The sequence below is a fragment of the Lentzea sp. NPDC006480 genome (genome assembly GCF_040611995.1).
Taxonomy (GTDB): domain Bacteria; phylum Actinomycetota; class Actinomycetes; order Mycobacteriales; family Pseudonocardiaceae; genus Lentzea.
In genome coordinates this window covers 1-17,301 of the sequence record NZ_JBEXPJ010000179.1, presented here as the reverse complement: position 1 = coordinate 17,301, position 17,301 = coordinate 1, and the positions used below count along the sequence as shown (strand labels likewise).

The following is a 17,301-nucleotide window of genomic DNA, read 5'->3' as shown; positions in this document are numbered from 1 at the left end:
CAGGCCGGCGCGAACCTGGTCAACCGCGACCGGATGTGGCACTACACCGAGGGACTGCACAACTGGGACCCGATCTGGCCGGACCACGCGATCAGCGTCACCCCCGACGCCGTCATCGGCCACTCCCAGGGCGAGATCGCCGCCGCCGCGGTGAGCGGAGCGCTCAGCCTCGAAGACGCCGCCAAGGTCGTCGCCCTGCGCAGCCAGGCCATCGGCCGCGTCATGTCGGGCCGCGGCAGCATCGTGTCCATCGGGTTGCCGGCCCACGAAGTCCAGCCCCACCTCGAAGAATGGGGCGAGCGCCTCAGCCTCGCCGCCACCAACGGCCCCCGCAGCGTCGCGGTCTCCGGTGATCTCGAAGCGCTGGACGCGTTCTGCGGCAAGCTCGTCGAGCAGGGTGTGCGGGTCCGCCGCATCGAGGTCGACTACGCCTCGCACTCGGCCCAGGTCGAGGACATCCGCGACGACGTCCTCACCGACCTCGCCACCATCACGCCACAGACTCCCCACACGCGCTTCCTCTCCACCGTCACCGGCGAGTGGAACGACGCCAACACAGACGCCCTGTACTGGTTCACGAACCTGCGTCAGACCGTGCACCTCAACGAAGCCGTCGAGCAGCTCATCGCCGAAGGACACCAGGTCTTCGTCGAAGTCAGCTCGCACCCGGTTCTCACGCCGGGCGTGCAGGACGCCCTCGAAGGCAAGCGCGGCGTCGTCACCGGCACGTTGCGCCGCGACATCGGCGGCCTGAACCGCGTTCTCACGTCACTCGCCGAGGTCTGGGTCCGCGGCCTCCCGGTCAAGTGGCACCTCGAAGGCAACCGCGTCGACCTGCCCACCTACCCGTTCCAGCACGAGCGCTTCTGGATCGGCCCGCCGCAGCACCCGGTCGCCGCGCAGGACCCCGTCGACGACGCCTTCTGGCAGGCCGTCGAACAGTCCGACCTCGCCACCCTCACCCGAAGCCTGCACCTCGACGAGGCCACGCTCGCCGCCGTCCTGCCCGCTCTCAACACGTTCCGTCAAACCAGCCGCGATCAGTCCACAACGGACTCCTGGCGCTACCGCACGACGTGGAAGCCGTTGCGCGGCCTCGACAACGGCAAGCTCACCGGCACCTGGGCCGTCGTCACCACGGACGCCATCATCGACACCGACGTCACCAGCGCGCTCGGCGACGTGCAGCGAATCGTCCTGGATGCCGATGACGACCGCACCACCATCGCCGCGAAGCTGGTCGAAGCGGACGGCATCGTCTCGCTGCTGCCCACCGACGAACGTCCCGGCGCTTTCGGCCTGCCCGTCGGCCTGCTGCTGACCGTCAACCTGATCAACGCGATCGCCGACGCCGGCCTCACCGCCAAGGTCTGGAACATCTCCCGCAACGCCCTCTCGACCGGCCGCGCGGACACCGTCGACCACCCGGCACAGGTCCAGGCGGTCGGTATCGGCTGGACCGCCGCGCTGGAACACCCGCAACGCTGGGGCGGCTCCATCGACCTGCCGGAGGAGCTCGACCAGCGCGCCGCACAACGGTTCGTCTCCGCCCTGGTCAACGCAGGCAGCGAGGACCAGCTCGCGATCCGCGCGTCCGGCACCCTCGCCCGCCGCGTCGTCCGGGCTCCGTCCCGGCCCGAGACCCGGGACTGGACTCCGCGCGGCACCACGATCATCACCGGCGGCACCGGAACGCTCGGCCCGCACGTCGCCCGCTTCTTCGCGCACAAGGGCGCGGAGCACCTGGTGCTCACCAGCCGCCGCGGCATCGAAGCGCCCGGCGCCCGCGAACTCGTTGCGGAGCTGGCAGAACTCGGCACGCCCACCACGGTCGTCGCCTGCGACATCGCCCGGCGCGACGACGTCGAACGCATGCTGAACGACCTGCGCGCGGAAGGCCGTGAGATCCGCTCGGTCATCCACACTGCCGCGGTCATCGGCCTGCACTCGATCGACGGATCCACTGTGGAGGGTCTGAGTGAGATCCTCGCCGCGAAGGTCGACGGCGCCGCCCACCTGGACGCGCTGCTGACCGAGGACCTCGACGCGTTCGTGCTGTTCTCGTCGATCTCCGGCATGTGGGGCTCCGGCAACCACGCGTCCTATGTGGCCGGTAACGCCTACCTGAACTCGTTGGCCGCCAACCGTCGCGCTCGCGGACTGCGCTGCACCTCGGTCTCGTGGGGCATCTGGTCCGACGACATCGGCCTCGGCCGCGTCGACACCGACCAGATCCGCCGCAGCGGCCTGGAGTTCATGAAGGCACGCCTGGCGCTGGCCGGTCTGCAGCGGGCGATCGAGGACGACGAGACCGAGATCGCCATCGCGAACATCGCCTGGGACCGCTACTACCCGGTCTTCACCGCGATGCGCCCGACCACGCTCTTCGAGGAGCTGCCGGAGGTTCGCGCGCTCACCGTCGCCGCCGAGCAGACCACCACGTCCGACGGCTCCTTCGCGGCCGGGCTGCGCGCCCTTCCGGCCGCCGAACGCGAACAGCGGCTCCTCGAACTCGTCCGCGCCGAAGCAGCGTCGGTGCTGGGCATGGCCTCGACCGACGCGCTGACCGAGCACAGGGCGTTCCGCGAGGTCGGTTTCGACTCGATCACCGCGGTCGACCTGCGCAACAAGCTCGCCGCCGCAACGGGTCTGACCCTGCCCACCACGATGGTGTTCGACCACCCGAGCCCGCTCGCGCTGACCGAGTTCCTGCTCGGCGAGCTCCTCGGCGCCGACGTTCCCACCGGTCAGGTCATCGCTTCGGCCGCGTCCGACGAGCCGATCGCGATCATCGGCATGGCCTGTCGTTACCCCGGTGGCGTCGCGACACCGGAAGACCTGTGGAACGTCGTCATGAACGGCGTCGACGCGATCTCCGGCTTCCCCGCGGACCGCGGCTGGGACGGCGACTCCCTCTACAACCCGGACCCGGACGCACCGGGCGGTGCCTACTCGGTGCAGGGTGGCTTCCTGCACGACGTCGCGAACTTCGACCCCGGCTTCTTCGGCATCAGCCCGCGCGAAGCCCTCTCGATGGACCCGCAGCAACGCCTCCTGCTCGAAACCGCCTGGGAGTCCATCGAACGCGCCGGCATCGACCCGCAGTCGCTGAAGGGAACCCTCACCGGCGCCTTCATCGGCGCCTCCTACCAGGACTACTCGGCGGGCGGCTCCGACCAGCCCGGCGACGAGGGCCACATGATCACCGGCACGCTCTCGAGCGTGCTGTCGGGCCGCGTCTCCTACCTGTTCGGTCTCGAAGGCCCGGCCGTCACCCTCGACACAGCGTGCTCTTCTTCTTTGGTGGCACTGCACCTGGCCTGCCAGTCACTGCGCGACGGGGAGAGCAGCCTTGCCCTGGCCGGCGGTGTCTCGGTCATGGCCACGCCCGGCGCGTTCGTCGGGTTCTCCCGCCAGCGCGCTCTCGCGAAGGACGGCCGCTGCAAGGCATACTCCGACGCCGCCGACGGCATGACCCTCGCCGAGGGCGTGGGCCTGGTCCTGCTGGAGCGGGTGTCCGACGCGATCCGCAACGGCCACCGCATCCTCGCCGTCGTGCGCGGCTCCGCGGTCAACCAGGACGGCGCCTCCAACGGCCTCACCGCACCGAACGGCCCCTCGCAGCAACGAGTGATCCGCCAAGCCCTGGCCAACGCACGAGTCGAACCGTCCGAAGTGGACGCTGTCGACGGCCACGGCACCGGCACGGCCCTGGGTGACCCGATCGAAGCCCAGGCCCTCCTCGCCACCTACGGCCAGAACCGGTCCAGGCCACTGCTGCTCGGCTCCATGAAGTCGAACATCGGCCACACCCAGATGGCCTCGGGCGTCGCGTCCATCATCAAGATGGTCCTGGCACTGCGGGCGGGTGTCCTGCCCCGCACCCTCCACGTCGACCAGCCCTCCACGAAGGTCGACTGGTCCTCGGGCTCGATCAAACTCCTCGCCACCGAAGAACCGTGGCCCGTCACCGACCACCCACGCCGAGCCGGCGTCTCCTCCTTCGGCCTCTCCGGCACAAACGCCCACGTAGTGCTAGAGGCAGCCCCCGAATCTGTGGACAACTCCACCCCTGTGGACAACTCGGCAGATGTCGATCTCCACACCCCGAACCCGTCAGACCCCCGTGGGACGATTGGAGTGGGGACCTCGTTCTCCCCCCAGGGCCCCCAGGCGGGATCGATCCAGGTCGGTGCGGTGCCGGTGCTGCTGTCGGCGCGCGCGGACGAGGCGCTGAAGCAGGTCGCGGGCAACCTGATCGACGTCGACGCGGACCTCAGCGAGCTGGCGGCGTCGCTGGCCACTAAGCGGTCCACGTTCGAGAAGCGCGCCGTCGTCGTCGCGAGCAACCGCGACGAGCTGGTGCGCGGCCTCCGAGCGTTGCGTGACGATCAACCGGACGCAAGTGTCACTCGTGGGCAGACCACACGCGGCCGCACCGCGTTCCTGTTCACCGGCCAAGGCTCGCAGCGTCTCGGCATGGGCAAGGCGCTGTACGAGCGCTACCCGGTGTTCGCCGACGCCCTCGACGCGGCCTGCGCCTACCTCGACGCGGACCTCGCCAGGCCGTTGCGCGACGTCATGTGGGGCGACGACCCGGAGCAGCTCGACCAGACCGGCTACGCCCAGCCCGCGATCTTCGCGGTCGAAGTCGCGCTCTACCGGCTCGTCGAGTCGTGGGGCGTCACACCGGACTACCTGGCGGGCCACTCCATCGGCGAGATCGCCGCGGCACACGTCGCCGGCGTCCTGAGTCTCGACGACGCCTGCACGCTGATCTCCGCCCGCGCCCGTCTCATGCAAGCGCTGCCGACCGGCGGCGCGATGATCGCGATCCAGGCCACCGAAGCCGACATCACCCCGCTGCTCACCGATCGGGTGTCGATCGCCGCGATCAACGGGCCCACGAGCATCGTCATCGCGGGCGACGAGACCGAGACCGAGGCGATCGCGGCGCGGTTCGAGAAGACCAAGCGCCTCAAGGTGAGCCACGCGTTCCACTCGCCGCTGATGGACCCGATGCTCGACGACTTCCGCGCGGCGATCAGCGGCATCCAGTTCGGCAAGCCGTCGATCCCGCTGATCGCGGACGACGTCAGGAACCCGGAACACTGGGTGCGGCACGTCCGCGACGCCGTCCGGTTCGCGGACGAGGTCACGCAGCTGGAGAGCAAGGGCGTGCGAGCGTTCCTGGAGCTCGGCCCCGACGGCGTGCTCACCGGCATGGCGCAGGAGTCGCTCACCGAGGAAGCCGTGCTGGTCCCGGCCCTGCGCCGCGAGCGCGATGAGGTCGTGACGCTGCTGACCGCGCTGGCCGGCCTCCACGTCCGCGGCACGACCGTCGACTGGGCCGCTTACTTCGCGGGCGCCGAGGCCGACGTCGAGCTGCCGACGTATCCGTTCCAGCACCAGCGTTTCTGGCCCGAGCCGGTGGCTCCGCAGGACAAGGACGGCGACTTCGTCGACGACGAGTTCTGGGCCGCCGTCGAACGCGAGGACTTCGCCGCGCTGGCGCAGTGGCGTTCGCGCAAGCAGAAGTCCACTGTGGACTCGTGGCGTTACGCGGTGACTTGGAAACCCATCACGGCCCAAGCCACGCTCACCGGCCCGTGGCTGGTGCTCGCCGATCACGACGCGTCCGAGCTGATCGAAGCGCTCGGCGTCGAAACGGTCGTCGTCAACGCCACCACCCGAGCGGAACTGGCTGAGCAGGTCCGCGGCGACTACGCCGGCGTGCTGTCGCTGCTCGCCCTGAACACCGGTGCCGAGGATGCGCTGGTCCGCACTTCCGTTGTGGTGCAAGCGCTTGGCGACGCGGGGCAGGACGCCCCGTTGTGGGTGGCGACGCAGGGCGCGGTGTCGGTGGGAGGTGGCGAGCAGATTGCCAACCCCGACCTCGCCACCGTCCACGGACTCGGCCGCGTGATCGCGCTGGAACACCCGCAGCGCTGGGGCGGCCTGATCGACCTGCCGTCACAGCTCGACTGGAACACCGCGCGCCGCATCCCCGGCGTGCTCGCAGGAACTGAGGACCAGGTCGCGGTTCGGCCGTCCGGCGTCTACGGCCGCCGCCTCATCCACAGCACCCCGAGCGCACTGCACCGCGACTACCGGCCGGGCCGCGTGCTCGTCACCGGCGGCACCGGCGCGATCGGCAAGCACGTCGCGCGGTGGTTGCTCGACCACGACGCCGAGCAGGTCATCCTGGTCAGCCGCACCGGAACCGCGGACTTCGACGACCCGCGCGTGCTCGTGAAGTCCTGCGACGTCGCCGACCGCGACGCCCTCGCCGCACTTCTCGCCGAGCACCCGGTGACGTCCGTCTTCCACGCGGCAGGCGTCGTCGAGGACGGCCTCATCGAGTCGATGGACGCCACGTCGTTCACGAACCTCTTGCGCGCCAAGGTCCACGCGACCCGCAACCTGCACGAGCTCACCTCGGATCTCGACGCGTTCGTGCTCTTCGCCTCGACCGCCGGCGTCATCGGTGGCGCGGGCCAGGGCAACTACGCCGCCGCCAACGCCTTCCTCGACGCCTTCGCCGAACACCGCCGCCTGCAAGGACTCCCGGCCACCTCGGTGGCGTGGGGGCCATGGGGCGAGGAAGGCATGGCGGCCTCGGGCAGCGTCGCGGAACGCCTGAAGCGCGGCGGCTTCACGCCGATGGAGCCCGCACTGGCGTTGCAGGCGTTGAAACAGGCCATCGAACACGGCGACGCCGCCGTGCTGGTCGCGGAGATCGACTGGGAACGGTTCCTGCCCGCGCTCGCCGGTCTGCGCCCGGCGCCGCTGGTCGGCGACCTGCCCGAGGTCAAACGCTTCCACACCAACGAAAAAGTCGTGGAAGCCTCGGAACAGCCGCAGTTCCGCAAGGCACTGGCGGGCTTGTCGAAGGCCGAGCGCACCCGCGCGGTCCTCGACCTGGTGCGCGGCCAGATCGCCGCGGTTCTCGGCCACGGCACCGCGTCCGACGTCGACCCGGACCGCGCGTTCCTCGACCTCGGCTTCGACTCGCTGACCACGCTGGAACTGCGCAACCGCCTGCAGGCCGCCACCGAACTGACGCTGCCCGCCTCGCTGCTGTACGACTATCCGACGCCCTACGACCTGGCGGACTTCCTGCTGGGCGAGGTCGGTGACGTTCCGGCTGAGGTGGTTGTCGCACGCGTCGACGACGATCCGATCGCCATTGTCGGCATCGGCTGCCGCTTCCCGGGCGGCGTGACGTCGCCGGAAGCATTGTGGGACTTGGTTTCCAGCGGCGGCGACGGCATCAGCTCCTTCCCGTCCGACCGCGGCTGGGATCTCGCCGCTTTGAGCTCAGGCGCGTCGGCGTCGCTGGAAGCCGGTTTCCTCAACGGTGTCGCGGACTTCGACGCGCACTTCTTCGGCATCTCGCCGCGGGAAGCGCTCGCGATGGACCCGCAGCAACGCCTCATCCTGGAAACCGCCTGGGAAGCCGTGGAACGCACCGGCATCGACCCGTCGTCGTTGCGCGGTTCGCAGACCGGTGTGTTCGTCGGCACCAACGGCCAGGACTACGAGAACATCCTGCGCCGCTCGCTCGACTCCGACATCCAGGGCTACCTCGCCACCGGCAACACCGCGTCGGTGATGTCCGGCCGCCTCTCCTACGTCCTCGGACTCGAAGGCCCCGCCGTCACCATCGACACCGCCTGCTCGTCGTCGTTGGTCGCCATGCACTGGGCGATGCGCGCGCTCCGCTCCGGTGAGTGCTCCCTCGCGCTCGCCGGCGGCGTTAGCGTCATGTCGAGCCCTGACTCGTTCGTCGAGTTCACCACCCAGGGCGGACTCGCGCCGGACGGCCGCTGCAAGGCCTTCGCCGACGCCGCCGACGGCACCGCGTGGTCCGAAGGCGCGGGCATCCTCGTCCTGGAACGCCTCTCGGACGCTGTCGCCAACGGCCACGAGGTCCTGGCCCTGGTCCGTGGCTCCGCGGTCAACTCCGACGGCGCCTCCAACGGCCTCACCGCCCCGAACGGCCCCTCACAGCAGCGCGTGATCCGCCGCGCTCTCGCAGACGCCGGTCTGTCCGTGGGCGACATCGACGCCATCGAAGCGCACGGCACCGGCACCACCCTGGGCGACCCGATCGAAGCCCAGGCTCTCCTCTCGACCTTCGCCGACCGCTCCGAGCCGCTCTACCTGGGCTCGGTGAAGTCGAACATCGGCCACGCCCAGGCCGCCGCAGGCGTCGCGGGTGTCATCAAGATGGTCGAGGCGATGCGCCACGGCGTGCTGCCCCGCACCCTCCACGTCGACGCCCCGACCACGCACGTCGACTGGACCTCGGGCCCGGTGTCCCTCATCACCGAGAACACCCCCTGGCCTGCGACGGGTCACCCGCGCCGAGCAGGCATCTCCGCGTTCGGCCTCTCCGGCACCAACGCCCACGTGATCTTGGAAGCGCCGGGCTCGGGGATCCCCCCGATTTCCAGCGTACCGGGCGAAAACGCTGGTCAGGCGGGCGCGGCGCAATCTGTGGACAACTCGGCGCCTGTGGACAACTCGGCAGTTGTCGATCTTGCCGCACCGGAACTGCCGGCCCCGGGTGAGACGATTGGAGTGGGGACCTCGCGTCCCCCCAAGGGGGCCCCCGTCGTTGTTTCGGCGAAGTCCTCCGATGCTCTGCGCGCTCAGATCGACCAGATCCGCGCGGTCGAGGCGGATCAGCTCGACTTGGCGTTCTCGGCGGCGACGACGCGCGCGCAGTTCGCGCACCGGGCGTTGCTGATCGACGGCGCGGAGGTCGTGAACGGTGTGGCGCGCAAGGCGGGCACCACGGCGTTCCTGTTCACCGGCCAGGGCTCGCAGCGCCTCGGCATGGGCCGCGAGCTGTACGCGCGGTTCGAGACGTTCCGCGAGGCACTCGACGAGGTGCTGGCCCACCTCGACCCGGCTCTGAAGGACGTCATCTGGGGCGACGACGAAGAAACGCTCAACCAGACGGGCAACACGCAGCCGGCGCTGTTCGCGATCGAGGTCGCGCTCGCCAAGCTCGTCCAGAGCCTCGGCGTGTTGCCCGACCACGTCGCCGGCCACTCGATCGGCGAAATCGCGGCCGCGCACATCGCCGGCGTCCTCACGCTCGAAGACGCCGCCAAGCTCGTCACGGCCAGGGCAAACCTCATGCAGGCCCTCCCGGCCGGGGGCGCGATGGTCTCCATCCTGGCCACCGAAGCCGAGGTCGCCAAGCAGATCGGCAAGTCGAAGAAGGTCTCGATCGCAGCGGTGAACGGACCGGCGTCGATCGTCATCGCCGGCGACGAAGCAACCGTCACGAAGATCGCCAAGAAGTTCGAGAAGACCAAACAGCTCACCGTCAGCCACGCGTTCCACTCACCGCTCATGGACCCGATGCTCGACGACTTCCGCGCGGCGATCAGCACCATCACCCTCACCGCGCCACGCATCCCGATCGCCACCACCGGTGACGTGACGACGATCGACTACTGGGTGAGCCACGTCCGCGACACGGTCCGCTTCCACGACAACATCCAGAGCCTGAACAACGTCGACACGTTCGTCGAAATCGGCCCGGACGGCGTGCTCGCGGCGATGGTCGACGGAGCCGTCGCGACCCAGCGCAAGGACCGCGACGAGGTGAGCGCGTTCAGTCTCGCGCTCGGCACCCTGCACGTCCGCGGCGCCGACATCGACTGGCAGCAGTACTTCGCGGGCACCGGAGCGAAGCGCATCCCGCTGCCCACCTACGCGTTCCAGCGCGAACGCTACTGGCCGACGACGACGCCGAAGTCCGCAACGGACGACTGGCTGTACGAAGTGGTGTGGGAGAAGCACGACGTCCCGACGACGACGGACGGCACCTGGCTCGTCCTGGGCGACGCAACGGGTTTCGCGGGCGCGACGGTGACCGAACTCGTGCCGGGCGACTACGCCGGAGTCATCTCGACCACCGACACCAGCCCGTTCGAGGTCCTGAACATCCTGGAAGCCAACAACATCACGGCTCCGCTGTGGTGCGTCAGCGGCGAACCCGCCGTCTGGGGCGAAGGGCGGGTCGCCGCGCTGGAGCAGCCGGAACGCTGGGGCGGCTTGATCCGCGTTGAAACCACCACCTGGGCGATCCCTCAAAGCGAGCAGGAAGTCACCTTCCACGACGAAGGCGCGTTCGTCCCACGCCTGCGCCGCATCGAGGCCACCACGTCGTGGACCCCGACCAGTCAGATCCTGCTCGTCGGCGCTGAGGGTCCGATGGGCGAGCAGCTCAAGACGTTGCCCAACACCACCGACACGCTCACCGACGACGTCACCGCGGTGATCCACCTCGGTGGCATCGACTCGCTCCACGAACTCGACGAGCAGCTGGGCGACCGCGAGCTGGAAGCGTTCGTGATCTTCGGTTCAGTCGCCGGCACGTGGGGTTTCCGCGGTCAGAAAGAACAAGCCGCGCACTCCGTGATCGTCGAGGAGTTCGCCAGGCAACGGAAGGCTCGCGGCCTCAAGGCGACCTCCATCGCGTACGCGCCGTGGGAGGGCACGACCGACCCGAGCATGACCGCGCACCTGAGGATGAGCGGCATCCCGGTCCTCGACGCTCCGAACGCCCTCGCGGCGCTCCATCAGGCTGTCGCGAGTGGACGGACGAATGTCGTCGTCGCGAACGTCGACTGGAGCACGTTCCAGCAGTCCAGCAAGCTGTTCAGCGCGTTCCAGCAGCAGAAGCCGGTCAACGAGCCGATGCTCAAGCAGACGCTCGGCAAGCTGCCGGAGTACGAACGTCTCGGCGCGCTACTCGCTCTCGTCCGCGAGAAGGCGGCGCTTGTCCTCGGCCACAACGGAACCGGGGCGATCGAGCCGGACGTCCCGTTCCGCGACCTCGGTTTCGACTCGCTCACCGCCGTCGACCTGCGCAACCAGATCCAGGCCGAGTCGGGTCTGCGGCTGAGCGCCACGCTGGTGTTCGACTACCCGACGCCGAACGAGCTCGCGGAGCACCTGCTCACCGAGCTCTTCGGCGGCGCGGACGAGATCGAACACACGGTCCGGACGACCACCGACGAACCGATCGCGATCGTCGGCATGGCCTGCCGCTACCCCGGTGACGTGCGGTCGCCGGAAGACCTGTGGCAGCTGCTGCTCGACGGCCGCGACGCGATCGGGGACTTCCCGGCGGACCGCGGCTGGGACCTCACTTCCCTCTACAGCGGACAGAGCGTCACCCGCAGCGGTGGTTTCCTCTACGACGTCCCGAACTTCGACCCGGACTTCTTCTCGATCTCGCCGCGGGAAGCGATGGTCATGGACCCGCAGCAGCGCATCGTGCTCGAGACGGCCTGGGAGGCTCTGGAACGGGCCGGCGTCGACCCGGCGTCGATTCGCGGCAGCGTCACCGGCGTGTTCGTCGGTGGTGGCAGCGGCGAATACCGGCCGTCGGCAGAGGAAACCGGCCTGGAGTGGCAGACCGCGCAGTCCGCGTCACTGCTGTCCGGGCGTCTCGCCTACACGTTCGGCCTGCAGGGCCCGACGGTCTCGGTCGACACCGCGTGCTCGTCGTCGCTGGTGTCGCTGCACCTCGCGGCCCAGGCGCTGCGCACGGGAGAGTGCGAGATGGCGCTCGCCGGCGGTGTGTGCGTGATGTCGACGCCGGTCGGGTTCATCGAGTTCAGCGCCCAGGGCGCGTTGTCGGAGGACGGGCGCTGCAAGGCGTTCTCCGACAACGCCGACGGCACCGGCTGGGCTGAAGGTGTCGGCATGCTGGTCCTGGAGCGGCTCTCGGACGCGTTGCGGAACGGCCACGAGGTGCTCGCGGTCGTGCGCGGGTCGGCGATCAACTCCGATGGCGCGTCGAACGGCCTCACCGCCCCGTCCGGACCGGCCCAGCAGCGGGTCATCCGGCAGGCGCTGGCGGCGTCCGGGCTGCGTCCGTCCGATGTGGACGCGGTCGAGGCGCACGGCACCGGCACCAAGCTCGGCGACCCGATCGAGGCGCAAGCTCTGCTCAGCGTCTACGGGCAGGACCGCTCCGCACCTCTGCTGCTGGGCGCGGTCAAGTCGAACATCGGCCACACGCAGGCCGCGTCCGGCGTCGCGGGCGTGATCAAGATGGTGATGGCGATGCGGGCGGGCGAGCTGCCGCGCACCCTGCACGCCGAGACGCCGTCCTCGCACGTCGACTGGAGCACCGGCGCGGTCCAGCTGCTGCAGGAACGCACGTCGTGGCCCGCCGTCGACCGCGCACGCCGGGCCGCCGTCTCGTCGTTCGGCGCCAGCGGCACCAACGCCCACGTGATCTTGGAAGCGCCCGGCTCGGGGATCCCCCCAATTTCCAGCGTACCGGATGAAAGTGCTGGTCAAGGGGCCGCTGGGCGATCTGTGGACAACTTTGGAGTGGTTCCGGTGCTGGTATCCGGCCGGACACCAGCCGCGGTGCGCGATCAGGCCGCGCGCCTGCTCGACGTCGACGGCCACCTGCTGGACATCGCTCGTTCGGCGGCCACGACGCGTGCTTCGTTCGACCAGCGTGCGGTGGTGCTGGCGGGCAGCCGCGACGAGCTGACCGACGCGCTCGCGGCGATCGCGTCGGACGTCCGGAACCCGCTGGTGGTCAGGGGAGAGGTGGCGCGCTCCGGCAAACTCGCGTTCCTGTTCGCCGGCCAGGGCTCGCAGCGCATCGGCATGGGCCGTGAGCTGCACGCCAGGTTCCCGGTGTTCGCGGCGGCGTTCGACGAGGTGCTCAGCCACCTGGAGCCGAGCCTCAAGGACGTCATCTGGGGCGACGACCAGGACACGCTGAACCTGACCGGCAACACCCAACCCGCGCTGTTCGCGGTCGAGGTCGCGCTGTTCCGCCTGGCCGAGTCGTGGGGGCTGAAGCCGGACTTCCTGGCAGGCCACTCGATCGGCGAGATCGCGGCGGCGCACGTCGCCGGGGTGCTCAGCCTCGAGGACGCGGCGAAGCTCGTCACCGTGCGCGCCAAGCTGATGCAGGCGCTGCCCGAGGGCGGCGCGATGGTCGCGGTGCAGGCGAGTGAGGACGTCGTGTTGCCGCACCTCACCGACGGCGTGGCGATCGCGGCGGTCAACGGGCCGGACTCGGTGGTCATCGCCGGGCCCGAGGAAGCCGTGGTCGCGATCGCGGAACGCTGGAAGTCCCAGCGGTTGCGCGTCTCGCACGCTTTCCACTCGCCGCTGATGGACCCGATGCTCGACGATTTCCGGTCCACTGTGGAGTCCCTGACGTTCCACCAGCCGCGGATTCCCGTGGTGGCGGAAGGCGATGTCACGTCGGCGGAGTACTGGGTCCGGCACGTGCGGGAAGCCGTGCGGTTCACGGACAACGTGCGCACGCTCACCGAACGCGGCGTCACGACGTTCGTGGAGCTGGGGCCGGACGCGACGCTGTCCGGGCTGGTCGACGGCGGCATTCCGGTGCTGCGCAAGGACCGCGGCGAGGAACAGTCGATCGTCTCGGCGCTCGCCCGTCTGCACGTCCGCGGTGTGAAGGTCGACTGGGCCGGGTTCTTCGGCGCCGGCAGGACCATCACGCTGCCGACCTACGCGTTCCAGCACCAGCGGTTCTGGCCGTCGACGATGGCCACCACGGCAAGGCCCGCCGTGCCGGCCGGCGACGACGCGGCGTTCTGGGCGGCGGTCGAGGGCGAGGACTTCGGGTCGCTGCAGAACGTCCTCAGCGTCGACACCGGCGCATTGGAGCAGGTCCTGCCGGCGCTGCTGGACTGGCGCAAGCAGCGCAACGACCTCGCGCTCGTCGACAGCTGGCGGCACCGCATCACGTGGAAGCCTTTGAACGCCGGCAAGTCGGGTGAACTGAGCGGCACGTGGCTCGTCGTCACGACTGGGGCGGACGAGTGGAGTGACGCGGTCATCGACGCGCTCGGCACCAGCGTGGTGCGACTCGACGTCGCGGCTGCGGACCGAGAGGCCATCGCGGAGGAACTGAAGTCGCTGGGCACGTCGTTCGCCGGGGTGCTGTCGCTGCTCGGACGCGCCGAGGCAGGCGATGCGAGTGCGCCGCGAGGTGTACCGCTGACGGCCGCGTTGATCCAGGCGCTCGGCGACGCGGGCATCACGGCGCCACTGTGGTGCGCGACCCGCGACGGCGTCGCGGTCAACGGCACGGCGTTCGAGGACCTGACGCAGGCCGCGATCCACGGTCTCGGCCGGGTCGTGACGCTGGAACACCCGGAACGCTGGGGCGGCCTGATCGACCTGCCCGCAGTGATCGACGACCGGGTCGCGAACGGCCTCACGTCCGTCCTTTCCGGACTCGATGGTGAGGATCAGGTCGCTGTCCGCTCGAACAGCCTGTTCGGACGACGCTTGATCGCCGCGCCGGCGGCCGTTCCGGCAAAGGAGTGGCAGCCGCGCGGCACCGTCCTGATCACCGGCGGCACGGGCGCGCTCGGCGGTCACGTCGCCCGGATGCTCGCGCGGAACGGCGCCGAGCACCTGGTACTGGTGAGCCGCAGCGGTTTGCAGGCCGACGGTGCCGCTGAACTGCGAGCCGAGCTGGTGGGTCTCGGTGCCGGCGTCACGATCGCCTCGTGCGACGTCGCGGACCGCAAGTCCTTGCAGGCGGTGCTTTCCGCGATCCCCGGCCCGTTGACCGGAGTCGTCCACACCGCGGGCGTCATCGACGACGGTGTGCTGGACAAGATGACGCCGGAGCGGTTCGAGGCGGTGTTCCGCAGCAAGGTGACGTCGGCGCTGCTGCTGGACGAGCTGACCTCCGACCTGGACGCGTTCGTGCTGTTCTCGTCCGCGTCGTCGTCGGTCGGCAGCCCAGGCCAGTCGAACTACGCGGCGGCGAACGCGATGCTCGACGCGCTGGCCGACCGCCGGCGTGGTCAGGGCCTCGCGGCGACGTCGATCGCGTGGGGTGCGTGGGGTGGTGGCGGGATGGCCGGCACCGAGGACGCGGTGGCCAACGCCAAACGTGCCGGAATCGCTTCGATGGATCCTGTCCTTGCGTGCGAAGCGCTTCGACAGCTCGTCGGTGAGGGACTGCCCACGGCGGTTGTGGCGGCGGTGGACAAGGGCCGGTTCTCCGGCGGGTTCCGCCCGAACCCGTTGCTGCGAGAGCTGGCCACGGAGTCCACTGTGGAGGCGCCGGTCGCGGAGGGTGCGTTCCGGGAGAAGCTGCTGGCGTTGCCCGCGGCGAAACGGTTCGACGAGGTGCTGGACCTGGTGCGGACGCGCGCGGCCGAGGTGCTCGGACAGGCCGATGTCGACGCCGTGCGACCGGACCGCCCGTTCCGCGACCTCGGGTTCGACTCGCTCGCGGTGGTCGAGCTGCGCAACCAGCTCAACGCCGCCACGGGCCTGTCGCTCGCCTCGACGCTCGTGTTCGACCACCCGTCACCGGAAGAGCTCGCGACGCACGTGCTGACCGAGTTGGTGCCGGATGCCGCCGCGGGTGATTCAGACGAGACGGAGATCCGCGATCTGCTGGCGCGGGTGCCGCTCGCCCAGCTGCGCGAGATCGGTGTGCTCGAGCCGTTGATGCAGCTCATCGGCAAGGGAACCGCGGCTCAGGACGACGAGGACATCGACGAGATGAGCGTCGACGACCTGATCCAGGCCGCGCTCGACGGCCAGGCCGACTGACCGCGGTTGGGTCGACGGCCGGCTGCCCCTCGGGGTGGCCGGCCGTTTTTTCTGAGGAATTCGCTACCGCTTCGGCTGCTGGAATTGCTGGCGGGAAGACCGTGTCCGGCTGGACTGACGGAGCTGATGAATGAGTACCTCCAGCGAGAAGGTTGTCGAGGCTCTCCGCGCCGCGATGAAGGAGGCGGAGCGGCTGCGCAAGCAGAACAGGCAGCTCGTCGCGGCCGCCACCGAACCGATCGCGATCATCGGGATGGCGTGCCGCTTCCCCGGCGGCATCAGCTCGCCGGAGGAGCTCTGGGAGCTGGTGTCGTCCGGGCGTGACGCGATCACCGGTTTCCCGGCCGACCGCGGCTGGGACGTCGACGCGTTGCTCGGCAGCGGTGTCGACGAGCGCGGCCACAGCGTCTCGGTGCAGGGCGGGTTCCTGCACGGCATCGCGGACTTCGACCCGGCGTTCTTCGGCATCTCGCCGCGCGAGGCCGTGACGATGGACCCCCAGCAGCGCCTGCTGCTGGAGACGTCCTGGGAGGCGCTGGAACGCTCCGGCATCGACCCGACGTCGCTGCGCGGCTCACGCACCGGTGTTTTCATCGGCACCAACGGCCAGGACTACGAGCACCTGCTGATCCGCGGCCTCGACGACGCGACAGGGGACGTCGGCACCGGCATCGCGGCCTCCGCCGAGTCCGGTCGCATCTCCTACGCCCTCGGCCTCGAAGGTCCAACGCTGACTGTTGACACCGCCTGCTCCTCTTCTTTGGTGGCACTGCACTTGGCCGTGCACGCCCTGCGCGCGGGGGAGTGTGCGCTGGCGCTGGCCGGCGGTGTGAACGTCATGTGCACACCGGGCTCGTTGGTGGAGTTCTCGCGACAGGGCGGACTCGCACGCAACGGCCGCTGCAAGGCCTTCTCCGACGACGCCGACGGCACGGGCTGGTCAGAAGGCGTCGGCGTTCTTGCCTTGGCGCGGTTGTCCGACGCTGTCGCCTCGGGCTATCCGATTCTCGCCGTGGTGCGCGGCTCTGCCGTCAACTCCGATGGCGCCTCCAACGGCTTCACCGCTCCCAACGGCCGCGCGCAGCAACGCGTCATCCGTGCCGCCCTCGACCGCGCCGGCCTGTCTCCCGCTGACGTCGACGTCGTCGAAGCGCATGGCACCGGCACCCCGCTCGGCGACCCGATCGAGGCCCGCAGCCTTCTCGCCACCTACGGCGCTTCCCGCTCCACACCGCTGCTGCTGGGGTCGGTGAAGTCGAACATCGGCCACACCCAGGCCGCCGCCGGTGTCGCGGGCATCATCAAGATGGTCGCCGCGATGCAGCACGGCGTAGTGCCAGCCACTCTGCACGTGTCGCACCCGTCCACACACGTCGACTGGACCACCGGTGCGGTCGAACTCGCCACCACAGCCGTTGCATGGCCCTCCTCCGACCGCGCCCCACGCGCCGCTGTGTCGTCCTTCGGTGTCTCCGGCACGAACGTGCACATCATCCTCGAGGGCGCGCCGTCGTCGTCGGAGTCCGGCACGGGGATCCCCCCGATTTCCAGCGTACCGGCCAAAACTCCTGGCCAACCGGGCTCGCCGAAATCTGTGGACAGCTCACGACCTGTGGACAACTCGGCCATTGTCGATCTTGCGAGCCCGGAATCGTCAGACCCTCGTGGGACGCTTGGAGTGGGGACCTC

The 17,301-nt window shown here is 69.8% G+C and carries 2 protein-coding genes; both read left to right on the top strand.

Going from position 1 to position 17,301, the window contains the following annotated elements; genetic code table 11:
* Nucleotides 1–33: 33 nt before the first annotated feature.
* Nucleotides 34–15,612, top strand: a complete 15,579-nt coding sequence (locus ABZX92_RS39410) for a type I polyketide synthase (RefSeq protein WP_355570579.1) — start codon at nucleotides 34–36, stop codon at nucleotides 15,610–15,612.
* Nucleotides 15,613–15,742: 130 nt separating this feature from the next.
* The coding region (locus ABZX92_RS39405) for a beta-ketoacyl synthase N-terminal-like domain-containing protein (protein ID WP_355570578.1) at nucleotides 15,743–17,301 on the top strand (1,559 nt) is incomplete at its 3' end.